Raw genomic sequence first — 25,040 nt, 5'->3', positions numbered from 1 at the left:
TATAATTAAATTACTTTACTAAAACCTGTTAAAATTACAATGATTATATATGAGCTAATTTTAAAAATAATTTAATTGAAATAAAATATAAACATCAAAATTTAGTCATCACCTCTGTTGCAGTTATTCTTTTTCCTCATTAAGCGAGCAATTATCATGGCACTAATACTATTGCCTGTTACATTTAACATAGTGGCTAAAGGATCAATTAGTAAACTAATAGCTGCTATCGCAATTAACACAGACGACGGAAAATTGTAAGCACTAAGGATTAATAACTCACCAAGCATACCACCGCTAGGAATTGCACCCATAACAGTACCTACTAGTAGGGAAACCCCTATGGCTGTAAGCAGTACACTAGGATTAGTAAAATTAAGATGAAATAATTCAAATAAAAAAGCAATTTTAAATACCCCGCCAATTACGGATCCATCTTTATGAACAAGAGAACCAAAGGGTATAGTAATATCGGCAATTTCAGAGGGTACTTGCATTTTTTTTGTTGCTTCTAAATTAGCCGGAATACTTGCAGCACTACTACATGTTGCTAGTGCTGTTAACATAGGCGTAGAAATATTAGACCAAAATAGAAGTATTCCCTTTCTCTTTGCGGCAGTAAAAGCAAATAAGGTTGAGGCGATTATAAAATAAAATGAAACTGATACGTAATAAAGAAGGGTAATACGTAAGTAATTACCTATAATTTGAGCACCTAACTCACCGACCAAAACTGCAAAATAGGCAAAAAAACCGATAGGCGCATAATACATAATAAAGCTAAAACTCTTCATTAAAACAGCTTCGCCTGCGTACAAAATATCAAGGCATAAACGCCCTTGTTGCTTATCGATTCGAGTTATTGCTGTACCTATAATCATCGAAAAGATTATTAAAGCTAACATATGCTGATGGGATAATAGCTCTGAAAAATTTGATACAGTAAATATACTCACAATCTTGGTAAATATATTTGTTGAATTATCTATGGAAGAGAAGTTAATGGGTATTTCAGCTGCAACTATTGGAGGAAAGAGAAAAACTATGAATAGAGCATACAAAGCAGCAATAAGGCTTGTGAAGATGAATACTACAGTCATATACGACATCAAAGTGCTTAACTTACCTAATGAGGAAGTACGTGCAATAGCAGCAGAAATACTAAAAAAAATTAAAGGAACAATAATAGTGAGAATTAAGTTGATAAAAATATCACCTAAAGGTTTTAAATAATAACTTTTAGGTCCTAGCCGATAGCCTGTAAGACCACCAAGCACAATTGAACTCAGTAAAATTATAGGAAATATGAACGGTTTATAAGATTTTTTCATAATATATTAAAATTCGGGGGCTAAAGTGAGATACATCTCATTCTGCAAGTAAATATCTTTTATCAATATAATTTTCTGCCACCCTAATTTAATAATCAAGTTCTCTCTATATAAATTTAAACAGATAGAGGCAATATTTAAAATTGATAATACATGCTTATATATTTGCATTGTGTTATTAAAAAATAATGACTGAGCTAAACTTATTCGCTAGAATCAGCATCAATTGACCTTAAATTAGCTGTCATTTATATAAGTTTAATAGGAAAGGAAACAATGTCCATTTTAGCAGGTATGCAGCAAGACAATGCAACAGATGAAAAGTTAAAAGAAGTTAATATTAATCTAGCTGCTGTTTATACAAATCTTAATTTTAATGAAATCCAGCTTAATCAGCTTAGTTTAAATAAAAAAATATTAGAAAAATTAAAAATCGATCTTGATAAATTAATTGATACGTTTGCTGAAAACTCAAGTCTATTCTCACGTGCGGCAATTTTTTGGGGTAAATTGTCTTGGTGGCAAAGACTTGGTCTTGGCGCTGTTATTCTTGTCCCTTTGTTTATTGCAGCTTTGGTATCTCATCTAATACCCCTGCTTATCATAAGTTTAAGTGCTCTTTTTATATTTACTATCACTGGCTTTTTTCTTAATAATCATTATAAACACTGTGAAAAAGATAAAGAAAATTTAAAACGAGGATTTTTAAGTTTTGCAACTATTCTTTCAGAAGTGATAATTTCTCTTAATAAATTACACGATCAATTATGGCTTACACTTGAAAAACTTCATCAAGCATTAAAAATTTTATCTAAACAACTTATAAAGCTAGATGATGAAATGAGTACCATGAGAAATGAGCTAATAATTTTATCTAAGGCAAATGCAAAGCTTGATGTAACACAAAATCAATTAGAATGCCTAGTTGAAGAACTTAGATTAAAACTTCAAGAGCAGACAAATTTTATAGAACAATCTAACTTAGAATTTAAAAAAATAATGTTAGATACAGAAACTAAACAAGCTGAACTATCACTACAAATAACTCAGTTAAATCAAACTAATGACTCACTTATATTCCAGTTGAAAAAAGCAAAACAAGTAGGCGATATTCTAAAGAACGCTTTACAAGTAATATCTAGAGCAACAATAACAGATAAAGAGCAACGTACTTATTTTCAGCATCGCCTACAAGAAATTTTAAGTAAGGAAGAGCTAACCTTAGGAAATTTTGCTCAGAGCTTGGTAAACGTAGAGAATGATTTAAGTAAAGTATCAATGAATTTTGAGCGTTTGAATCACGGTCATAGTTCCTTACTAGAGCAGCAAGAAATTCAAATTGAACGATTAGAGCATTTTGTAAATAACAGAATCAATGTTTCAAGCGCATCATATAATATAGGTATATTTTCTAAGTCAGAAAATTTAAATGGGGAAAGGGATCCTATCTGTCCTACCCCTAGTTCACCTTGTAACTAAATTAATAAATTTTTTATATAAGAAATAATATTAAATAAAAATTATTTTTTTTGTATTAACTATATCCAATATAAAATTTCAAGAAAAAATTGATTCGCTTTTAAATAGCCCCTCCAATTTTTAGTATTAATAATACCATTAGAGTTTGTATATAGTGTAGATGACGTATTGAATTTTCCTCCATTAAAATAACGATAACCAATGTTAATTCCTAAATGACTTTGTATAGGATTAATAGTTAAACCAGTAGATCCTTGCCAAGCGAAACTATTTGTATTAATAGCGGAACCAATTGAACTTGTAGAGCCAACAGAAGTATTTGCTATTATAGTACTGCCAACTGTATAAAATTTTCGCACTTGATTATGACTATAACCTATACCTCCACTGACAAAGGGTTTAATATTCACCTTTAAGCTAGTTAAGCCGTGATATGGATATAGAAAACCATTTACTAATAAAACACGATTATCTAATTGAAAAAAACGAGTTCTAGCATTGCCAGTAAATGCCGTCTGACCAGATTGTTCGCCAGTTTGAAATTTTTGATAGTCAAATACTTCATGATTTAAATAGCTCATTTCTATATCAATAAATTCTATTATTTTCGCCCCAATAGCAAAGGAGTAAAACCCCCTATCACCTAGACGTGAATTATAGCCTTCAATGGCCGGATCCCATTGAGTAGGATCAGGATTATAAATACCTGGTTTTTCTGTCCAAGAAAAGCCTGTTCCTATGGCTGCAAACCATGAGTAATCAGAAGAAATAACTTCTCCCATACTACCTGCATGCAATTGGAAGGATAGAAAGAGAAATAGTAAACCAATTTTCTTAACCACATTAATATCCCTATTAATAAAGGTTAATAATTATCACAAAGAATTTTTCATCTCTCAACATCTTTAAATTAATAGAACGCGAAGTACGTTTTTATAAGGTTAATTTTTTGAAAATTAAATCATTTCTTTCTTAAACAGACTTATAAAAATTATTTATATTTTATTTTATAACCGAAAATATGCTAAATTATTTTCATTTATGATGCTTTAATGATCTGTATGATATATAATTATACAAAAATAAGCTAATACGATACATGCAAAATAAATAATTGTATATAAATAACGAGCATTTTTTACCTTTAACGTTATTTGGCTTCAAATTAAGCAATTATGTCTTTAAAGGATTAAGGATAAACTGTTAAAGGAAAAGGGAAATGAAAATTAAAAAATACTTTATAATTTTAATATTATTTGGAAATTTCCATTGTGTTTACAGTGATAACTTTGACATTTCTTTCGTAAAAACTGATCAATGTACTAATGTTAATATAGCTAACGAAGCGCCTTACCTTTCTCCGCCTAGTATTCAAAAATTTAGACATTATGGAAATGTAATTTTAAGTAATTTATTTAAGCCTTTTCATGTTGTTCATGATTTAGTTTTAAATGACCATAGTCCTGTCGTTTTGCATGCAAAATTTGATTATGATTGGGTTTTACATAAAGATTTAGAGGATGAATTTATTCATGCTTATCTTTATGAAGATTATACTAAACAATGGCGTTATTTAGGAAAATTTACAACTAATTCAAACGGTGAGGTAGTTATACCTATGCAAGAAAAATTAAAAGCCGGCGATTATTTAGTTCGTATGTTTGTAGAAGGAGATGGAAGCTCAGCTGATGGACTTCTCAGTATCGTTAATCCTAAACATGAAGCAATAGTTTTTGATATTGACGGTACTTTAACGCTTTCCGATTTTGAAATAGTTAAAGATTTTTTATCACTATCAATAGCTTCACCTTACTATTATGCGGCAGAAGTTTTAGAGGCTTATAAACAAAAAGGATATGAAATAATCTTTCTTACTGCACGCCCTTATTGGATGGCTGCAGTGTCTAGAGAATGGTTGGAGAATATTTTATTTTATCCTCCTTGGCCACTTAAAACTCGAAACTCACTATTATTAAGAGAAGGAACAGCCCAATATAAAGCGAATTACTTAAAAGAGCTCATAAGAGAAAATAAATTAAATATTATACGTGCTTACGGCAATGCAATGACAGACATAGAAGCTTATGAACTCGCTGGAATTGCTAAAGAAAATACCTTTATTATTGGCCCTAATGCTGGTAAAAAAGAGACTGTTCCGATTAGACAAAATTACTTTAATCACTTTTATGAAATAGTAATGCCAACTCCTGTAGCATCCTGTAAGAATAATTAATTTACTTGAAATTATTTAAAACAGCTAATCTTTTATTTTTTCCTTATAAATAAAATGCTAAGATTAGTCTTTAAATATTTAAATTAAAAAATGCATTACCGAATAAAAAATTCTATTAAAATAGACCTTGTTGAATCCATTAAAACCATGCCATTAAATGTAATTAAACTAGATTTAATGGGATGCGATTTAAGTAAAATTCCAACTGAAATAATTGTTCAAGCGTTACAACTTATACCTTCTACAGTAATTGAACTTGATTTAACACTTACAAGGTTGGGATTAAAAACTGGCGAAGAATTAATACAAATATTTAATGCAATACCTTCTAGTATATCCTCCATTAAACTAAGCACGAATGTTTTTAATGCTAGAACTTCCGATGAATTATCACAAGCATTGAACGCACTTCCACCTTCAATTATTAAATTAGATTTAAGCCAGAATGGGTTTGGTAGCCCTCCCATAATGGATTTAGAAAAAATATTTAATGCTATTCCTGTCACAGTTAATAGCATTAACTTAAGTGGAAATTATTTAGGTACTATTGCAACAAAAAAACTAGTAGAAGCTTTTAAAGAGCTTAACAATATTCGTAAACTAAATTTAAGTTCCAATCTATTAAATTTAAAAAAAGCAGATAAATTATTAAATATCTTTAAAGCTATCCCTACTACTGTAAGATCACTTAATTTAGAAAAAAATAGTATAAATTTATTTGACCAAAATAAATTATTAGCACTGAAAGACTCGCTACCTTATATTAAAAAAGTTTCATTTTTTTTAAAAGAAGTTCATGCTATGTCGCCTATACAAAGACAAGCCTTGAAAGGCATATTTACTCAGATTTATAAAATCCAACTTATAAAAGTTAAAAATGAAACAACACCTAATTTATTATCGGAGCATTATGCTTGGGAAATGGGTGATAAACATAAACCACCCTCTTTACTGAGTTGGACTGCTTTTTTTGTTAGCCAGAATAATCTTGATACTAAAGATTTAACTAATGAACTTAAAGAGATTCTTCCTGAAAATAAGCTCTAAAGTTATTAACTATTAGGATTAAAATCTTCAGGAGAATACGTAGGTGATGTAGTAGAACGTTCTCTCGAATGAGCAAATAAACCTGGTGGCTGACTTGGTCTACTAATAAATCTATTATCATCACTTTGTGTCCAGCTTCCTTTACTATATTTATCACTTTCTCTTTGTATTTTTTCTGTTTTATTTAGTGTATTTGTAAGCGACTTTTCCAAAGTATAAATATTATTTTTTCTAGAATTAGCCGTACTTGTCAGAATTTCAATTTGTGAATCATAATGGTTTACACCTACTTTTGAATTTTCTACAAGAAAATACTTTGATAACTTTAATAGTTTTGTAAGGTCCTCATAATCAATGGTAACAGGATGACGAGTAGCACCAAATATATTATTATCCTCTAAACGTCCTTGATTTAATAATATATTAATTGTATCGTGAATTTCTTGCTTTAATGAATGGAACGTTCGAGGTCTTTCTATATGAGGCGCATGTATAGGTGCTGTCATTACATCTGGCCTTTGATTAACGCTGATAGGAAGAACTTCTACGCTTGCCATAGCATCTCGAACGTTAATTAAACGATTACGGGTAGATGATGTATCAGTGGTTATTGAATGGTCATCAATAGCTAACAAATCATCGATAAGAATTTCACAGTCACGATGACGTTGAACAAATAAGCTTCTATCAGCATTCATTTGCTCTAATTGGCGTTCCACTTTAATCAACTCATTCTTTTCCGATTCTATAGCGCGCGTTATATCTTGTGCTTCTTTTTGTAAGCTTTCTAGATGGATTAATAGCTCTACTGGAATATTAGCTTCGGCTTTAGAAGTAGAAGCATTTTTATCTTTGTTTAAAATTTTATCAATTTGCGCCTGTACAGTTTCACAAAGTCTTTTAAATTGTTCGTTTTCTTTATAGGCTAATTTAAGTAGTAAGTAGGCTAAAAGTTGCTGACCTAACATTTTTTCTTCAATTATTTTATTAAAGATTGATTCTTCTTGTTTAACAATCTCAATCAACTCTTTTACGATCATTGCACGAACATCTTTACCTGTATGGGTATTTAAAAATGAAACCACTTGAGTAGAATCTTTTAATCCATACTGTGCTATAAAATCTTCGCCTAAACTTTCATTAACCCATTGATTTAAAGTTAACTCACGTAAATTAATTTGCGCTTCCGCTGTATTATCAGGTTGGGAGCTCATAGAGTTGATAGAAGCCATAACCATAACCTCATTTAAGCACATAGAATAATTATATCAAAATTTATGCCATATTTAAATACTTTTTGCTTAAATATTTTACTATTTAAATAAAATATGAAATAAACGACTTTTTTCAAAAGATAAAATAAATTATAAATATTTTTAGCACATTAACTTAAAAAATCAAAAAAAGGTAAAAGCAGTCTACTAAATAAGCATATAAACAAGTATACCTGTTTAATAAACTATTCTATAAAAGTAAATGGAGGCAACCAAGCCTAAAAAAATATTATATATCCTTTTATACTCTGATTAATTCTAATAGGAATATTTCTATTCCGCTGACCAAAGAATTAACTATTATTTCAATATGATTTATTATAAGAGTTTATTTGATACCCCCCTTTTGTTATAGTTAATCTATTAGTCGCTGCGGCAAATAAGGACATAGATGAAAATTTTACTTACCGGATGTGCCGGTTTTATTGGGATGCATACTGCTTTACGTTTCTTGCTTGATGGTAACGAAATCGTAGGCGTTGATAACCTTAATAATTATTATGATGTAAATCTGAAAAAGGCACGACTAAATCAGCTAAATTCTAGTCCAGATTTTAAATTTTATGAAATGGACGTGAGCGATAAAGAAGCGATAAAAGAATTATTTGCCACTGAAAAACCAAAAAAAGTTGTCCATTTAGCTGCTCAGGCAGGTGTTCGATATTCTTTGATAAATCCACATGCTTACATCGATGCTAATATTCAAGGATTCCTAAACATTCTAGAAGGGTGTCGATATAATGATGTTCAACATCTAGTTTATGCTAGTAGCTCTAGTGTCTATGGTAGCAATACTTCCTTACCATTTGATGAATCCCAAAACATTGATCACCCCATAAGTCTTTATGCTGCAACAAAAAAAGCAAATGAGTTAATGGCACATACATACAGCCATTTATATAATTTGCCTACAACTGGATTACGTTTCTTTACAGTATATGGCCCCTGGGGTCGCCCCGATATGGCTTTATTCAAATTTACGCAAGCTATTCTAGCAAATAAGCCAATTGATATTTATAACCATGGCAAAATGATAAGAGATTTTACCTACATTGATGATATTGTAGAAGGAATCATACGCGTCACCCGTAAGGTAGCAACAGCAGATAGCAATTTTAGTGCGGCAACCCCAAGCCCAGCAATTAGTAATGCTCCTTATCGAGTTTTTAATATCGGAAATAATAATCCAATTCCCCTGATATCTTATATTAGCGCCCTAGAGGACGCCCTTGGTATAGAAGCACAAAAGGATTATTTGCCTATGCAACCTGGGGATGTACCAGCTACCGCATCTAATACCGAAGCACTTAATAAATGGGTTGACTTTAAACCAAATACGCCTATCGCTAAAGGAATTAAAAATTTTGTCGATTGGTATAGATACTACTATAAAGTAGATAACCCAGTCATTTAGTTAAACAAAATCAAGGATGAGATAAAATGTTAGGCAGTTTTATAGAAAAAATTAATAATAAAGAAGCTATTATTGCAATTGTAGGTCTAGGTTACGTTGGTTTACCATTAATGCTTCGATTTGCTGAGGTGGGATATCGAGTAATTGGGATTGATGTTGATGAATCTAAAAATGAATTGTTAAATCAAGGCAAATCATATATTAAACACATTCCTAATGAGCGAATTTCTAATGTTAAAAAGCTCTTTATTGCAACCTCTGATTTTTCGAAATCTAAAGAAGCCGATGCAATTATATTATGTGTACCAACACCCTTAAATAAATATCGCGAACCTGATTTAAGCTTCGTCTTACAGACAATGGATTCCCTGCAACCCTTTCTTCAAAAAGACCAATTGATTTCTCTTGAAAGTACTACTTATCCTGGTACAACCCAAGAAGAGTTAAAGCCTAGAATCGAAAGTACAGGTTTAAAGGTTGGAGAAGATATTTTTCTTGTTTATTCTCCAGAACGTGAAGATCCAGGTAACCCTGATTTCTCTACAGCAACTATTCCAAAAGTATGCGGTGGCGATACAGAAAATTGTCGCACCGCAGGCCGGGCTCTATATTCTTCAATTATTCACCATATTGTTTCAGTTTCTAATACAAAAGTAGCTGAAATGACTAAGCTTCTTGAAAACATCCATCGCTCAGTAAATATTGGCTTAGTTAATGAAATTAAAATGTTAGCTGATAAAATGGATATTGATATTCATGAGGTCATCGAAGCAGCATCTACTAAACCTTTCGGTTTCGTAGCATATAATCCAGGGCCAGGAATTGGTGGACATTGTATTCCAATTGATCCATTTTATTTAACCTGGAAGGCACGCGAATATGGAATACACACTCGCTTTATAGAATTAGCTGGAGAAATTAATAGCCATATGCCGCATTGGGTCGTAAATAAAGTTGCACAAGCTATGAATGAGCGAGAATGTACTATCAAGAATAGCCGCATTCTTGTGCTTGGTATTGCTTATAAAAGAGATATAGATGACGTTCGCGAGTCACCCTCTATAGAAATAATGGAATTACTCCAGGAAAGAGGCGCACTTGTTGATTATTCTGATCCGCATGTTCCTTTTTTTCCACAAATGCGTGCACATAAGTTTGACTTGTTAAGTATTGAAATAACAGAATCTACTATAAACCAGTATGACTGTGTGATTTTAACTACAGCACATCAAGCATTCAATTATGAGCTAATTGCAAAAAATGCAAAATTAATTGTTGATACTCGTGGTGCTTTTAGAAAGTTTAATAATGCCAATATTGTTAGTGCTTAACTAACAATATTGGTACCTCAATCTTACTCCTAGCAAAAACAAGTCTTAAAGGCTATAGAAAATGTCAAAATTGAGGATCTATTTCTAAGTGTTGTCACTACTAATTCAGGAAAATAGCTATGATCACCGAGGCAAGTGATAATTCAAATATGCATTTGAATTCTGAAGATAAAATTCTATCAGAAGCAAGAAATGCTTATGAATTAAATAGCAATAATCTCCCATTATTTGATAAATATGTTCAAGCATTAATTAAATATAATCAGTTGCCCAAAGCAGAAGAATTAATTAACAACTCGCCTTTACTTAAGCAAAACTGTATTGAGTCGCTCTTAGTTCATGCTCATTTATTATATAAAATGAAAAAATATGATGACTCAGATAATATGTTTGATGCATTAATTATAAAATTTCCAGAAAGTGAGAAATTAAGAATTTTGTATGCTCAAACCTTAAGAAAAAGAAGAAAAGTAATCAAGGCATATGAAGTCATTAAACCTGTAGATGTTAGTAAGTTAGATAAAAAACAACTCGTTATTTATGATGAAATTATAAAGATAATAAATCTTGTAGAAACTAAAGAAGGCCGGCAGGTACAAAGCAGTGATGATTTTAGTATTTTAGCGATGAAGCATGCTATTTTATGCCTTAAAGAACAAGCTAAAATAAAAAGTATTCCTAACCAACTAGGGAAAGTTTCTTTAATAACAGGAAGTTTAGGACCTGGAGGTGCTGAACGCCAAGTTTGCCTTACAGCTATACATATAAATAAGAAAAAAAAACATGATGAATTAGTTTTAGGTGTAAAGATTAATACAGAAGTTGATGTCGTAATTAATGTTACTGACTCAGAAGAAGAAAAAATCTTTTTTTCTCCACTATTAAAAGAACATGGAGTTAATTTATTTCAAATTAGAAATATGCCATCTATACCAATTGAAAAACTTAACATCGATTCTGCAACGCTTTTAGATTTACTTAATGAAAGCCCTAGCCTTGTTAGATATGGTTTAAGTCACTTAGTTCAATATTACAGAGAAGCTAAAACAGAAGTTGCATTTATATGGCAAGATGGCGCTATTTTGTTTGCAGCTATTGCAGCCTTAGTTGCAGGTGTTTCTCGAATTATACTAAATTTTCGAGGCTATCCTCCTAATTTAAGACCACATTTATTTAAACCTGAATATTATACTCTTTATAAATGCTTAGCAGAAATTCCCAGTGTTTCTTTTGTAACAAATACAGCTGCGACAGCTAAGGCTTATGCAGAATGGTTAGGTATTCCATTTAAACGATTTTCTATTATTTATAATGGTATTGCGTCACCTAAAACTGATCCTGAGGGACAAGATGAACAAATATGGAATAAATTTGCCTCTCAAACATCTGATGCCACAGAAACCATAGGTGGCGTCTTTAGATTTGAAGCTGACAAACGCCCTATTCTAGTCATTCGGTTTATTAAGAGATATCTTCAAAAACATCGGAAAGCTCGATTTATATTGGTTGGAGAAGGACGTTTACGTACACAATGCATGGCATTAGCAAATGAATTAAAAATTACAGATAGAATTTTATTTGTTGGCTTAAGTAAATCAGTCGGTTATTGGTTATTAAAAATGGATGTCATGTTACTAATGTCTTTGTATGAGGGTTTACCAAATGTACTTATTGAAGCTCAGTATATGGGAGTACCTATAGTTTCTACGCCAGCTGGTGGTGCCCAAGAATGCTTTATTCAAGGTGAAACAGGTTTTATCTTAAGTGATGCCCAAGAGCCAGATTTATTAGAAGCTTGCGAAAAAGTATCAAATATAATAATGATGTTTAAAAACGATCCGGAATTGAAAAACAAAGCTATTAGCTTTGCGAGTACAAACTTTTCTATCTCAGGCATGATTGAGAAAACCGTGAGTACTTTAGCTGGATCAACTTCTCAAATAGCAGTGGAGCAGGAAGTGTGCGAAGAGTTGGTGTAATAAAATTTATAGTTTATCAATTAATAGTTGTATTTTTTTACCCTTTGCTGTCAAGTTGTACAATATTACCACGAAGTGGTCCTACTAAATTTGACGTATATAAAAGTAGCTATGGTCAAATTCCAATTATTCCAGTAAATTTAACTGTATCCAGAATAGTAAATTTAAATTCTTTATCTACTTGGCTACCTTTAGAACAAACTAAACTTATTAACTACGAAACACTCGACATTGGCGATAAGTTAGATATTGCTATTTGGGAAAATGCTACAGAGGGGTTATATACAGGTGAGCAAAAAGGCGCTGCCAATCTAGGTCCAACTGTTATTTCCGAAACAGGAAATATTTATATTCCTTATGTAGGTAAAGTTAAAGCGGCCGGAAATACATTAGAACAATTACAGCAGAAACTAACTTTAATATTAAAAAATAAAGTTATTAATCCACAAGTAATTATTAAAAAGATAGAAGGCATAAGTAAACAAGTTGCTATTCAAGGTGTTGTTACAAAACCTGGCACATTTGAAATAATGCCCAGACGGCATGATTTAATATCTGTCCTTGCAGAAGCAGGAGGATCCACTTTAGCTCCTGAGTTAACTGAAGTTATGCTAGAAAGAAATGGAGAAAAATACAAAACTACTTTGATTGATATTTATCAATCACCACATAAAAATATTAATCTTTATCCTAGAGATAATATAATTCTAAGTGAGATAAATCGTTCTTTTACCGTTCTTGGCGCAACAGGTATTCAAAAACTAATCAAATTTCCAAAAAGTGAATTATCATTAGTTGAAGCTATTGCTTTAGCTGAAGGATTAAGCGATGAAGTTGCCAATCCATCTGGCGTTTTTTTATTAAGATATGAAAAAGCAGAAATTATAAATTTATTACCTTCCTCCTTAGGGATTAGACTGCTCAAAATCGATTCTCAAGTAATATATGAATTAAATATGCGGCAAGTGCAATCAGTTTTTGCTGCACAACATTTTAAGATTAGGGATGGTGACTTGATTATTACTACCGATGCGCCTTATACAAATATTAGGAAAATATTATCGAGCTTAAGTCCAGCGGTAGGCGTAGGCAGATCATTTTAACTACAAGGCCTTATATAAAAAGCTATATCAAACACATTATGAATGAAATTATAAATACCTTAATTATTAAGGATATTAAATCTAGGTTCTCTGGCGATACATTAGCTTATATATGGGCGTTGATAAATCCCTTAGCCTGGATAGGGGCATTAATTATTTTTTTTTCACTAGTTGGAAAACAAGTCCCTATCTTTACGGATATAGTCAGTTTTCTTATACCTGGAATGCTTTCATATATTCTCTTTAGATATACTATTAACTCTATATTGAGAACTAGGAAAACAAGTCAAACTATCCTTCATATACCTAGTATTACGCCTTTAATTATCCTCGCTGCTGCTGCCTTCGTAGAGTTATTAAATAGTATTTTCGTCTTTTTAATACTTTTTTTATTTAATTTTATTATTTTTGATAAGGTAGAATGCAATGATCCATTAATAATGATATATGGCTATCTTTGTGCCTGGGGTACAGGAGCTGCTGTAGGAAGTCTTACAGCTGAATTAGCAGCTCTATATCCTATGGTAGAAAAATTTTTGCCAATTATGCTTCGGCCTGTCTTTTGGATCTCGGGTATTTTTTATACTGCAAATGAATTACCCGAATGGGCGTCTGAGATAGGAGCTATGAATCCGCTATTTCAGTCAATTGAGATTATAAGAGATGGCACCTTTTTAAGTTATCATTCTAGGATGGCTATATACTATCAGCCTATCTTATTTATACTTATCGTAACTGGTTTAACACTATTTATTAGAATGCATCGACTAAGGACTTATATTTAAATTTTTTGTAGAAAAGCAGTTATTAATCTCTATTTACTACACTATTGTAATTTAGTTAAATGGTAGAACTATAAAATTTAAAAATTGAAAAAAAATTAGGTGATACCTTGTTAGGTTTTATAAATGGCACTAAATATTTTAAAAATCTTAGTGGATTACAGATAGTCCTTAATAATGCAACTTTTTTAGTTGAAGAGCATCAGAAAGTCGGTATACTAGGTGGTATTGGAACAGGCAAGAGTACTGTAGTAAAAATTCTTGCAGGTATGTTGAAGCTTGATAGTGGTGTTTTAATAAAAAAAAGAACTGCGTGGCCCTTAGGTTATGCTGGCGCGTTTCATCCTTTTCTTACAGCAAATGAAAATATAAAAATTATTGCGCAATTAAATTATCTAGATCCATTTGATTTACGGGCTTTTTGTCAGGACTTTGCTGAACTATCAGATATTGAGCTGAATTTAAAAATGAGCGCTTATTCTGGTAGTATGCGCGCCAAATTAGGCTTTGCTTTAAGTCTAGCTATCCCTTGTGATTTCTTTTTAGCAGATGAAAAATTAAGCGTGGGTGATGATGATTTTAGAATAAAGTGCGAAGTAGCTTTAGAATTAAGGTTAAAAAAATCAGGTTTAATATTTTTTACCCGCAATCCAAAACTTACACAAAATATTTGTGATAAACATGGCCTTCTTCAAGATGGCCAAATTCAAATGTATCAATCATATGAAGAAGCATGTTATTTTTTTGAGCAGGACTTAAGCCTAATATAGCAGAATACATGGACAGGATATATGTAGAAAGATGATGGATAATGAAGAAGAAAAAAGGCTTCTTGAGAAAAAAAAATTTAATGAAGAGCGTATTCAGGCTTGGAGAGCACAACGCTTAGCTGCTGCTGAGCTTGCTGCTAAAGAGCGAAGGGAAAAAGCTGAAAGTGAACGTGAAATACGGGTTGAGCAATTTAAACGTCAGCGGCAAGAAGAGCTTGATAACCTAGAAAAAGAGAAAAAAACTGCTGCTTTAGAGAAGCTTCCTAGTATTGAAAAAATTAATGAAACAAGACAAGCTATTGTTTTTGAACATCACCGTCGAAAACAATTATTTTTAAAACGTATTCTTTTATTAATATTAATCTCTGCTCTTTTGGCAGCCATTACAAAATTATTTACTACTCCATTTTATGAAGCTGAATCTATCGTAACTATAAAAACCAATAGTTTAAATGATAATACAATAGGCTCTTCAATAATACCTACATCAGTAAGCCCCAACGTTATGCAAAATATTTTTTCAGCTAGAGAGTATATCTTTTCTCGCGAAATGATGAATCGGATGGAGAAAGAACAAGGTTTTATAAGTTATTTTAAAAACGCTAATACTCATTTTTTATCGCGGCCATTTTCTAACAAATTAATTGGTAACGACGATTACTATTATTATAAACGACGAGTAAAAGTAGCCATAGATATTCAAGAAGGAATACTAAAGATAAAAGTCCAAGCTAAAAACGAGAAAGATGCTAAGTACTTTGCTGATGCATTATTGTTATATGCGGAGAGTTGGGTAAATTCTTTATCAAACAGAATGTTTGGAGATAAAATCAAAGAAGCAGAATATAATCTTACCCTAAAAGAAAAAGCTTTACAGGTTGCTCGAAAAAGAATTGTTAGTTATCAAATTTTAAAACGTGATTTAAACCCTCGAGAAACTGTGGCTGCTATATACGCTAATTTAAATGATATTAAAGCAAAAATAAAACAAACGGAAAGGGAAATTGCTGTTTATAAACGAGCTAATGTAAAAGATAGTCCTGTTGTTGATCGTTTAAGAGATCACCTTTCTGTACTTCATCAGCAACAACAAAATTTAAACATGCGGTTAGTAGACAATGGCAATTGGTCTATGAATAAAATTCTAGCAGGTTTTGAGCGCGCTATAATTGAGAGAGATCTTGCCGAAAAAGAATGGGAAGTTGCACTTAAATCAGTAGAAGATATTAAATCAGAAGTTTTTAATCAGCGACAATATTTTCTTACAATTGTTCCACCAATTACCTCGCCAATACCTGTTGAACCTCAAACTATTAAACTCTTTTTATTAATTTTAATTGTACTATATAGTCTTGCTACTTTAATATCTTTGTTAAAAACGGCTATTAAAATTTCAATAAAAACATAAGATTAAAACACGATGGAAATTAAAGAATCTTTAAACGACCTAGACCAGTTAATACAATTAAAAAAATGGCCAGAAGCCTTATTAAAAATAAAGCACCAATCACCTCCCCTCTCCCCATCTGAACTCATGAAATTAGGTTTAATTTATTTTAACATCCAAGAGTTTGATTTGGGCTTTACTACATTTGAATCCCTTTCTTGGGATAATTATAGTGATTGTGCCTGGCTACGTCGTATGGTGATTTCTCCGTTAATAAAATCAAAGAATTTTATTTGGCCTATTAAATTACTTAAATTAATTTTAAATAAACATCCTAATTCTGTACTAGACTTATCAACCCTAGGTAGTCTATTAATTAGACAAAATGAACGCCAGGAAGGCTGTGTCTATCTAAGAAAGATTTTAGATATTGATAAAGGTAACTACGATACTGCTGCTCAATTAATCCAACTTCTGCTGCAAGACAATAAACTAGATGACGCTTTAAAGTTAGCTGAGCAATATGAATTTGCTTACCAACAGAATGACCGTTTATTAAAAATTGCCCTTCTAACTTTATCACGAGCAGAAAAATTTAAGCTATGTATTAAATATATTTCTAATCTCACTCTAACTAATCAATCAATAGATCTTGGAGTTATAGCTGCACAAATTGCATTTGATAGCGAAGAATATTCTTTAGCAGAAAAGATTATTAATCAGCTACTAAAACTAAGCTGCGAAGATGCACGTTTCTATTTACTCTTGGCAAAAATAAATATTAAAAACCAAAATAATGAAGATGAGGCTATTACAATTCTTAGTAAAGCGCACAAGCTTGATCCAGACAATATTCAAATCAATAACTTATTAGGTGATTTATTATTCAGACGTGGAAATTATTCTAACGCTCTGCAATATTTAGAAAAACTAAAAGTACTTTTACCAGGAAATCCACATACAAGACTACTTAATGCTAGAGCATTAAAATTTACTGGAAATTATGAAGAAGCAGCAAATGAAATGCTTGAGGTCGTAAAATTACTACCTAATTCCGTAAAATGGAAGCGATATGCAGCATCAGCCTTAGTGCAAGCACAACGTACTGATGAAGCAAAAATAATATTTGAAGAAAGCCTTACAATTCGAAATAAAACACTTGCTGATAATTTTGAGAATGGCTTAAATCAATTAAGTCAAAAAATAGAAACAGTTAACCTACCTCAAGCAAGATTTGACTGGTTGTGGAAAATTATAAGTAATCATAGTTCAATGGATGAAAGCAATCGAGCTTTATATGAAGAAAAAGCTAAATGGGGATACTTAGTTGATCATTACTTACTGGATTGGCTAGAATGTAGACCTCATCAGGCTGATGAACCGATGGCTTTTTTTGAAGATCTAGCGGACAAACATTTTAAAATTGAAGACAAATTAAGTCTAGGCAAGGGCCTTATTTTAGCATCAGCTCATGTTGGCTGCCTTTACGCTGGGCCTTTGGCACTAGAATTATTAGGGCTACCTTATAAATGGATAGCCTCTACACCTAGTATCCCATCACTACCTTATAATAATACTTTGATTTCAACTAGCGTAAATACTGAAGCTGAAGTAGTAAGACAAATTATCAAGTCCTTGCGCCAACGTAATGTTATTACTATTGCAGTAGATGGCGCTATGAATCCAGCTGCTCCTAGAATTGATTTTGAAAATCAAAAAGTAACCTTCTCAGATTTTGCAGCTAGAATGTCTTTTAAGACAAAAGCTCCTTCTTTTTTTGCTATTCCTTATTGGGAAAAAAGTAATTTTTGTTTTGAATTGAAAGAGTTACCAAGCCCATTTCCTAATGAAAATATTGAAGATTTTTGTAAACGCTGGACGCAGAAATTTTTAAGCTTTTTACTAAACTTTCTAATTACGAATCCTAATAATGCCCGCCTTAGCGGGGGAATATGGCGTTATATTAAATCAATTTAAATAAGTTCACTTTAAAAATTTATGCCTGGATAAAATTATAAATTGGTACTAATACAAATTAGGAAAAATCGAAATAATCCCACATCACTTCTAAATGTAAAACGAATAATTAATAGCTTTATATTAGAACTATTTAATAGCGTCAATTATAGCTGTGAAATAATGTGGTGGTTCAATTCTATTATACCAAGCTAAAGTAATAGGGTTGGTATAAGTTTTTCCTTGATTAAGAACCTGTAACTCGCCTGTTTTTATATAAGGTTCTACGAATTCCTTGGTAAGAACACCATAACCAAACTCGTTAATAAATAATTGAGCAATACTTTCCTCAGGAAGATCGAAAATAACGGTAATATAAAAACATTATAAATACTATTATTTATCAAACTTATATTGAGTTAACCAAAATAATTATACGATCATATGTAGTTATTAGCAGAGGTTCTAGAAAACATCACTAGCGCTCAATCCTTATCTGTTAACAGATAAATAAGAATTTTAGTAATTTTTTAGCTATAATAAACCAGAATATACATTTTTAATTATTTTTCGACCTTATAAAGTAGATAGACACCAAGATGAAAAACAGTTAATTTATATTTAAAAATGATAGAAGCTATAAGGAAGTGGCTAATGATTTAAATAAATCCATTATTCTTTAGTAGGTGAAGACTTACCTTTAAGAAGCTTTATAAAAATTACTTAATTATATTTTAAAATCAATTAAAGCTTATTTTACCTAACTATATTCTATTTTTCCAATACAGTCTCTTAACATTATGAATATAAATTTATAATAATTTGACTTGGAATTCCGCTAAATTATTCTTAATTAAGAATAAAAGTATCTAACTTAAAAGATTAATAAGTAAATCTGTACTACAGATAGCATTAGTTAACAATATAAAACTTAGTCGAAAGTAGCGAGAAATATTATGACCATAAAAATAACACCTATCGGTTCTTGCCGCATACATAACCCATTTAAAAAATTTAATTCTAAAACTTATTCACAATTAAACACTGCAGATATTTATGGTTTTACTCATACTAGTGCTGAAGCATTACAACAACTCAAATATTTACAAGGCGATTACCTCCCATCAAAAGAAATTCATCCAATTCTATCTCCCCGACTACGCTTTAATAAAGATCAATTAAGGAAACAAACAACGCCATCTGATCTGTACTTTGTCGAAATTTCCTCTGCAAAAGTTGCTATGGTTAATGATGAATACGTACAAATGAATTATATATATGTATATTTTTCAGAATTTTTTTTAGATCAAGAACGAACAAAGAAATTTTGGTTATTAGCTGCAAAAGCAAATCGAGAAGAATTATTAGGCTTTTTACAAAATGATCCCATTTATAAAGCTTACCCCAAAGAAAAGCAAAAGTTATTAAGCAAAATTTCAGTTAAACAAATGACTCCTGATGAACTTAAACAAGATATGATAGAAATCACAAATCGGGTAAAAAATGTTGTCTATATTACTCATTGCAATGTTAAATTACCTGATATGTCATATATTAGTTCTCGCGATAGTTGGATTAAAACAATTGAGAAAACAGGTAAAGATATTGGATGTAAAGTTTACAACCCAACACATCTTATGATGGTACTTGGTCAATCTCTCTCTTTACAAAAAAACGGCTTAGATAGCACTCATTACACGCCATTGTTTGAAAATCGAATTTTTAATGATTTACAACGACTTTATATTGAACCTCTTCTAAATGGTTTGCATATAAATGGCTTACATAATGAGGAAATTGAAAATGACAAAAATATTTTAAATAATGAATTAGAACGCCTTAAAGAATTATACGAGCAAGGTGAAATAACGACTGTACTTCAGCAGCTTAATAATTTAATGCGCAAACATCCTAAATTCTCAGCAGCTAAAGAATTTTTTGGCCTTATATTATATTATTTAAATGATTATGAAAGAGCGATAGAAAATTTTAAGTTTCTTGATGAAAATCAAGAGCTAAGTAATGATAGCCGACTTACTTTAATTAAAAGTTACTTTAACCTTAAACAATTTAATGATGTCTTAAATAACGCTGATATTCTTTTTGAGGAAGAGTTTTATGAACCTGAAGTCATTAAGCTATCAGCTATGGCGGCTCAAGCTTTAGGTGAGCCAATTAAAGCTAGTATTTATTGGGAACAGTTATATAAATTTGAAGATTTCAGGTTAGAAGCAGCTTCTCAACAAGCGCTGCTTTTTGAGCAAGAAAATGATTTTGAGAAGGCAATTAAATGGCTTAACTTAGCTTTAGAAATATCTCCTAATGATTCTAATCTTATATCCGCTTTAAATAGAATGCTTGCGACAGTAGCAGATGAGAAAAGCTTAGAACTTTTGATTGAAAGAGTGTCTTCCATCTCAGCTGATGAAATTATTTCTATTGCAAGAACTGCACTAAATCATAACTTTATTTTATCTGCTGCGAAAAGCCTGCAAAAAGCCTCAGAGATATGGCCTGATGATCCCCAAGTTAAAAAAATGATCGTTAAAATATCAGCAGAGTGGTTAAATTTTATTGAAGATCATAATTTTCGCCAGAAAAATTCTAAGCAGTGGATGAATTACTTAAGCGCTTTGTTATTAATCCAGCCCCGACAGAACTTAGCTATTAGAGCTCGACGTGAATATATTCTAAATCAGCGTAGCGAGCTCAAAGATGCTTATAATAATGCGAATTATGATAAAGCAATAAAAGCGGGAATGAATATATCATTTTTAGATCGAACTTTTCCTGGAATAGCATTATTGATGGGTCGCTCATTTTTCGCAAAGAATCAATATTCCGAAGCTTTAGATTGGTTGATTAAGGCAACAACTTTAGAGAGTAAAGATAAACATGCATGGATACTAAGAACAAAAGCGGCATTGAAAGCTAATAATTTTCTTGAAGCCCTTTTTACTGTACAACAAATGAAGTTATATTTTAATTCCAAAGACAACCAACCAGCTCAAATTAAAAGTCTTTCTAAATCAGTTATAAAAGGAGCTTTAGAAAATATAAAAATCCTTTTAGAAAAAGGAGATTTCGAACGAGCATGGGAGATAAATGTAGCGTTAATTAATGAAGCTCCAGAAGATAAGCAAGTCTTAAAAATAAAAACTTTAATTCTGAGAAAAATGTCAGACCAATTAAAGGATGCAGAAAGTTCGGAAAATCAAATTAAACTTGCTCAATCTATCTATAATAAAGATCCAGATAATATACAAGCATTAAGAATTTTAGCTGTTGCGCTAATGAAACAGAAAAAACTTGAAGAATCCTTATCTTACTGGGAAAAATTATGTATTTTATTTCCAGAAATTGATTCTTATAAAAAACAGGCTCAAAAATGTCTAGTATCTCGATCTAAGAAATTAACAGAAGTAAGTGCTTAAGTTTTTTATGAAAATTTATTAGCTTATAAATACAATTAACATTTTTACTTTAATTAGGCTGTTAAAAATAAGACAGCCTATTAAAAGGATTAAAATAAGATATGATTTCTAATAATCATTTATAGACTATCAGCCCACTTAACCCCAATATAAACTCCACTTAAGGAGAAAATATCCCCAAATCCTTTGGTTGATAAACTATCTGTACCGGATAAAAAATCAACTAACATATAGCCAGCGTTAAAAGATAAATAACTTCGACCCATAAGGAAAATAAATTGCGCGCCAATTTTTCCTTCAAATTCAGGGAGAACAAGATTCCTTGAACCACTTTTGTAGCTCAAAACGATATCATTAATAAAACTTGTTCTATGAAATTGTCCATTTCCGAAAAGCACTGTTATAGCGGCATCTGCATATATACCAAAATTACCCAAAAAATTGGAATAGTAATCTAGGCCAACTCTTGGACCGATGCTATGATATTTTATATCGCCACTTGCGCTTACATAACGTGTAATACCTCCTATAAAGATAGGAGGCAAATTGAGTAAAGCATCACTATCTAATTCAGTAGTTTGTAGTCCGCCATAAAATCTAAAGCTTCTATTTTCACCATAATTAACTATCTGCCCATATTCTAGATTAAGCGAGTTCCATTTTGGTTTAATCGTATATGTTAAAGGTAATGCTATCCCAAATGATCCTACAGTAAAGGTAGTGTTATTTGTTATAGATTGGTTAAAGTGAGACCAATTAATATTAAGATCGCTTCCAGTACTATAATGATAGGAAGCCTCTATTTTATAACCCCAATCCCATTCCCTAGATTTTTTAGCAATATTATGGGATAAATTCTGATCGTGAAATACACCAAGGTAAACTAATTTATCGCCGTATTTTGGCTTTAAATAGAGTGCACTTGCACTGATATCCCACGCATTAGTAACACAAGGAATTATACTGCTTCCAGGAACACAAATTGGTGTTAGGTCCATAGCACCCATTGTTCCAGCAAATAAGACTTTAGATAGCAATACAATTGCAATTCCAGTTATTTTATAACGTAACATGGTATTTCCTTATCATTGTAGAGCAATAAAATACTGCACTATTAATAAGTATTCAACCAAGTATCGAAAATCAAAATAAATAATAATGACCTAATATTATATTTGTTACTTACCATCCCCTTTAAGATGTACTTACATCTTAAATTTTTAGGTAAATTAATTTATTTACTAAAATCTATCTTTTCTTTCTTTTCTTTACTGCTCCTTCTACAAAGTTCTAAATTTTGTAATTGTCTCTTTTGCTTATTTTACAATTTAATCGATCACTATAATGAAATTAGCAGTTCAATATTAAGTTAATTCTATGATTAAGTAAAAATTCGTTAGTACTATATTAATAGCCATAAATAATTTCTTATATTTAATATTAAAATTATTAGACAACCTAAAATAGATAATTAAGGACCTCTTTAATTACAGCAAGCATTTTTAAAGACTACAGGTTTTTATTTTTGCCAAGAGAGCCTCTTTTAGTTAAAATATTATTTTTTCAGGAATTTAGATTAAAAATTGTGGCTAGAGAAGGTAAAGCAAAAGTGTTAACAGATGCGGAGTTCAGACGACTCTTAGCAGTGGCTAAAGATAGTACATTTGCTATTCGCAATGTTGCAATGATTTATTGTTCGTTTGGCTTAGGGCTGCGAGCCAAAGAAATTGCTTATTTAACGATTGCTGATGTGGCTGATAGCCATTACCGCCTACTTGATGAAATTTGCCTTAAACGCTCTATGACCAAAGGTGAAAAACAACGTTATGCTTATTTGAGTAACAAGAAATTGCGAGAAACGCTACAAACTTATCTTAATCATTTAAAAGATAATAACGTAGCTCGTCACAAACCATTCTTTCAAACACAACGTCGCAGTCGCTTTACACCCAATACCTTACAAAAATGGTTTCGAAAAATGTATGATAAGGCAGGAATTTTGGGCGCTAGCTCTCACTCGGGCCGGCGAACCTTTATTACCAAACTTATTGAGCAAGGGGTCGATATTAAAGCAGTTTCAAGATTAGCAGGTCATGCTTCCATTGTCACAACTTCTATTTATGTCGATGATAATCCAGATAGACTTAAGCGAATTGTAGCCAATTTGGCATTAGTTTAAAGTAAGAACATAATTGAAACGACCCGTTATGGAACTACCCCTAACCTACTCCCAAAAACCTGTAAATTAGTCACTTAACTGGTCATTTAATTAATGTTACGTAAAGATTAATTTTATTTGTTTATGTGACTTAAGAGAATTTAAGTTTAAGGCCTAATTCGGATATAGCCTTACATTTAAAAATTGATGCCATTCAGTTTGCAGAATTATCCATGGTTTGGATGAAGCTAGCAATTTACCGCCGACTCTATTTTAAAATAGAGGTCCTGAAACTATCAAACTGGAAATTCTCTCTTTTTCAAGACATCTGTCAGATCATATCGAAACTAATATACTTAAATGAAAATTTATTTAACTTAAAGCAAATTTTGGCGCTTTTAAGTCAAGTTCTTTCTCGTTAATTACAGCATTGATGATTTTAAATTCTTTTATACATGCTTGGAACTCAGCGCCTAACATGTTTTGTCTTCCGGTTAAATTGACTTTACTCTGCTCTAAAGATTTTAATTCTTCTCGAAGTTCAGGCCCTTTATCATGGCCATATGCAATTCCTTTTAGAATTAAATATCTTTTTGCTGGGTCTGCCGGTAAATTATCTAATACATTTTGTCGGTATGTTTGAGCTTGATGCTCAACATCTTCATGCTCTGCTATTTCTAATTGTTTAGCAATAATTGCTTGGTTAATCGCATTAATTTGGTTATAAATACTTGTTTCCCTTTTACCAAAATTTTCAAAAAGCTTATCATAGTGCTGATTAAGTTCTTTTAACTCTTTTAGAGATTTTTCTTGAAATAAATTTTTAAGCTCTTTGGAAGTATGGAAACGAAACAACGGCATAAAATTTCCTAACAGTGATAATAAAAGAACACTAAAATAGTATTTGTACAGATAAAATCAATATAATAGTTTAAGGCAAATAGGTTTAAACGAATAGTGGTGAATTTAGCTTTAATTTAAACAGCAAGCATTAAGCGTATTAGTTACCTTGTAATCTGCCATACTCCCATTATTTACCTGCAGAGTTCCTAAAATTATGATTTGAGGTTTTGTAATATATATTTTGCCTTAAATCAGCAGGGTTAGCTTAAATTAATCTATTATTCTTTAAAGTTAATGTGCTAAATTATATTGCCTTTGGAGCCAACTTACTGCCTGACCGTTAAACAACAATGTAAAAATGAAGCATTATAGAAAATACTTTAAAATAAAAGAATTAATTACTCTTCTCCACAAGCTTATCCACTATTTTTGTGGATAAGCCGTCGGTGTCGCGAAATGTTTCGTTTAAATAAACATCAATAAGAACTATTTTTAACAATAGTTTAAATACTGCAAACA

Annotated in this window: 18 protein-coding genes; 13 read left to right on the top strand and 5 right to left on the bottom strand. The window is 31.3% G+C overall.

All coding sequences use genetic code 11. The features are described 5' to 3' along the window. Positions 1-101 precede the first annotated feature (101 nt). Entirely contained in the window at positions 102-1,331 is a 1,230-nt protein-coding gene (locus E1P04_RS15300; protein ID WP_131783762.1) for a dicarboxylate/amino acid:cation symporter, read from the bottom strand. A 276-nt stretch (positions 1,332-1,607) separates the two neighbouring features. Here E1P04_RS15300 and E1P04_RS15295 point away from each other — a divergent pair, with 276 nt between their 5' ends. Next, complete coding sequence (locus E1P04_RS15295; RefSeq protein ID WP_131783761.1) at positions 1,608-2,810, top strand: hypothetical protein; 1,203 nt, start codon at positions 1,608-1,610, stop codon at positions 2,808-2,810. 59 nt (positions 2,811-2,869) lie between these two features. On the opposite strand, the gene E1P04_RS15290 is transcribed toward E1P04_RS15295, so the two are convergent. Then, positions 2,870-3,652: a porin family protein gene (locus E1P04_RS15290; RefSeq protein ID WP_131783760.1), complete on the bottom strand. Its 783-nt coding sequence runs from the start codon at positions 3,650-3,652 to the stop codon at positions 2,870-2,872. A gap of 377 nt (positions 3,653-4,029) precedes the next feature. On the opposite strand from E1P04_RS15290, the gene E1P04_RS15285 reads away from it, so the two are divergent. Together E1P04_RS15285 and E1P04_RS15280 are read left to right on the top strand one after the other, a co-directional pair. Then, on the top strand, positions 4,030-5,043 hold the full coding sequence (locus tag E1P04_RS15285; protein WP_131783759.1) for an LNS2 domain-containing protein: 1,014 nt from the start codon (positions 4,030-4,032) through the stop codon (positions 5,041-5,043). Between the two features lie 90 nt (positions 5,044-5,133). Next, positions 5,134-6,090, top strand: coding sequence for a leucine-rich repeat domain-containing protein (locus E1P04_RS15280; protein ID WP_131783758.1), 957 nt, complete (start codon positions 5,134-5,136; stop codon positions 6,088-6,090). A 5-nt stretch (positions 6,091-6,095) separates the two neighbouring features. Here E1P04_RS15280 and E1P04_RS15275 read toward each other — a convergent pair whose 3' ends face one another. Next, entirely contained in the window at positions 6,096-7,322 is a 1,227-nt protein-coding gene (locus E1P04_RS15275) for a hypothetical protein (protein WP_131783757.1), read from the bottom strand. A gap of 433 nt (positions 7,323-7,755) precedes the next feature. Between E1P04_RS15275 and E1P04_RS15270 the strand changes: the two genes are divergently transcribed. The 9 genes from E1P04_RS15270 (at position 7,756) to E1P04_RS15225 (ending at position 21,520) form a co-directional block, all read left to right on the top strand. Next, positions 7,756-8,778: an NAD-dependent epimerase gene (locus E1P04_RS15270; RefSeq protein WP_131783756.1), complete on the top strand. Its 1,023-nt coding sequence runs from the start codon at positions 7,756-7,758 to the stop codon at positions 8,776-8,778. Between the two features lie 26 nt (positions 8,779-8,804). Further along, positions 8,805-10,109: a nucleotide sugar dehydrogenase gene (locus E1P04_RS15265; protein WP_131783755.1), complete on the top strand. Its 1,305-nt coding sequence runs from the start codon at positions 8,805-8,807 to the stop codon at positions 10,107-10,109. Positions 10,110-10,228: 119 nt separating this feature from the next. Further along, entirely contained in the window at positions 10,229-12,088 is a 1,860-nt protein-coding gene (locus E1P04_RS15260; protein ID WP_131783754.1) for a glycosyltransferase, read from the top strand. After that, positions 12,070-13,191: a polysaccharide biosynthesis/export family protein gene (locus tag E1P04_RS15255; protein ID WP_165482813.1), complete on the top strand. Its 1,122-nt coding sequence runs from the start codon at positions 12,070-12,072 to the stop codon at positions 13,189-13,191. Before E1P04_RS15260 ends, E1P04_RS15255 begins: the two co-directional genes overlap by 19 nt. A 38-nt stretch (positions 13,192-13,229) precedes the next feature. Then, complete coding sequence (locus tag E1P04_RS15250) at positions 13,230-13,976, top strand: ABC transporter permease (RefSeq protein ID WP_131783752.1); 747 nt, start codon at positions 13,230-13,232, stop codon at positions 13,974-13,976. A gap of 107 nt (positions 13,977-14,083) precedes the next feature. Beyond that, entirely contained in the window at positions 14,084-14,743 is a 660-nt protein-coding gene (locus tag E1P04_RS15245; RefSeq protein ID WP_165482812.1) for an ATP-binding cassette domain-containing protein, read from the top strand. A gap of 31 nt (positions 14,744-14,774) precedes the next feature. Continuing rightward, the gene (locus E1P04_RS15240; RefSeq protein ID WP_131783750.1) at positions 14,775-16,151 is read left to right on the top strand and encodes a KpsE/RkpR family capsule polysaccharide export protein; all 1,377 of its coding nucleotides are present in this window, start codon (positions 14,775-14,777) and stop codon (positions 16,149-16,151) included. A gap of 12 nt (positions 16,152-16,163) precedes the next feature. Beyond that, positions 16,164-18,107 carry a tetratricopeptide repeat protein gene (locus E1P04_RS15235; protein WP_131783749.1) on the top strand — a complete coding sequence of 648 codons (1,944 nt, stop codon included), beginning with the start codon at positions 16,164-16,166 and terminating at the stop codon, positions 18,105-18,107. 935 nt (positions 18,108-19,042) lie between these two features. Continuing rightward, a complete protein-coding gene (locus tag E1P04_RS15225; protein ID WP_131783748.1) occupies positions 19,043-21,520 on the top strand; it encodes a hypothetical protein in 2,478 nt (825 codons plus the stop codon). Positions 21,521-21,639: 119 nt separating this feature from the next. Here the strand turns inward: E1P04_RS15225 and E1P04_RS15220 are convergent, their stop codons facing one another. Next, on the bottom strand, positions 21,640-22,593 hold the full coding sequence (locus E1P04_RS15220; RefSeq protein WP_131783747.1) for an Lpg1974 family pore-forming outer membrane protein: 954 nt from the start codon (positions 22,591-22,593) through the stop codon (positions 21,640-21,642). Positions 22,594-23,045: 452 nt separating this feature from the next. Here E1P04_RS15220 and E1P04_RS15215 point away from each other — a divergent pair, with 452 nt between their 5' ends. Then, a complete protein-coding gene (locus E1P04_RS15215; protein WP_242604487.1) occupies positions 23,046-23,699 on the top strand; it encodes a tyrosine-type recombinase/integrase in 654 nt (217 codons plus the stop codon). A 351-nt stretch (positions 23,700-24,050) separates the two neighbouring features. On the opposite strand, the gene E1P04_RS15210 is transcribed toward E1P04_RS15215, so the two are convergent. Further along, positions 24,051-24,539, bottom strand: coding sequence for a hypothetical protein (locus E1P04_RS15210; RefSeq protein WP_131783746.1), 489 nt, complete (start codon positions 24,537-24,539; stop codon positions 24,051-24,053). Positions 24,540-25,040 lie beyond the last annotated feature (501 nt).

Source organism: Legionella gresilensis (assembly GCF_900639865.1).
Lineage (GTDB): Bacteria > Pseudomonadota > Gammaproteobacteria > Legionellales > Legionellaceae > Legionella_C > Legionella_C gresilensis.
Note: the sequence above shows the minus strand (reverse complement) of the source record. Positions and strands in the feature narration are given on the sequence as shown.

What these genes read in the sequence shown, in the direction of transcription:
- E1P04_RS15300 (WP_131783762.1), bottom strand. Translation starts at nt 1,331, where the DNA reads ATGAAAAAATCTTATAAACCGTTCATATTTCCTATAATTTTACTGAGT.
- E1P04_RS15295 (WP_131783761.1), top strand. Translation starts at nt 1,608, where the DNA reads ATGTCCATTTTAGCAGGTATGCAGCAAGACAATGCAACAGATGAAAAG.
- E1P04_RS15285 (WP_131783759.1), top strand. Translation starts at nt 4,030, where the DNA reads ATGAAAATTAAAAAATACTTTATAATTTTAATATTATTTGGAAATTTC.
- E1P04_RS15280 (WP_131783758.1), top strand. Translation starts at nt 5,134, where the DNA reads ATGCATTACCGAATAAAAAATTCTATTAAAATAGACCTTGTTGAATCC.
- E1P04_RS15275 (WP_131783757.1), bottom strand. Translation starts at nt 7,322, where the DNA reads ATGGCTTCTATCAACTCTATGAGCTCCCAACCTGATAATACAGCGGAA.
- E1P04_RS15270 (WP_131783756.1), top strand. Translation starts at nt 7,756, where the DNA reads ATGAAAATTTTACTTACCGGATGTGCCGGTTTTATTGGGATGCATACT.
- E1P04_RS15265 (WP_131783755.1), top strand. Translation starts at nt 8,805, where the DNA reads ATGTTAGGCAGTTTTATAGAAAAAATTAATAATAAAGAAGCTATTATT.
- E1P04_RS15260 (WP_131783754.1), top strand. Translation starts at nt 10,229, where the DNA reads ATGATCACCGAGGCAAGTGATAATTCAAATATGCATTTGAATTCTGAA.
- E1P04_RS15250 (WP_131783752.1), top strand. Translation starts at nt 13,230, where the DNA reads ATGAATGAAATTATAAATACCTTAATTATTAAGGATATTAAATCTAGG.
- E1P04_RS15240 (WP_131783750.1), top strand. Translation starts at nt 14,775, where the DNA reads ATGATGGATAATGAAGAAGAAAAAAGGCTTCTTGAGAAAAAAAAATTT.
- E1P04_RS15235 (WP_131783749.1), top strand. Translation starts at nt 16,164, where the DNA reads ATGGAAATTAAAGAATCTTTAAACGACCTAGACCAGTTAATACAATTA.
- E1P04_RS15225 (WP_131783748.1), top strand. Translation starts at nt 19,043, where the DNA reads ATGACCATAAAAATAACACCTATCGGTTCTTGCCGCATACATAACCCA.
- E1P04_RS15220 (WP_131783747.1), bottom strand. Translation starts at nt 22,593, where the DNA reads ATGTTACGTTATAAAATAACTGGAATTGCAATTGTATTGCTATCTAAA.
- E1P04_RS15210 (WP_131783746.1), bottom strand. Translation starts at nt 24,539, where the DNA reads ATGCCGTTGTTTCGTTTCCATACTTCCAAAGAGCTTAAAAATTTATTT.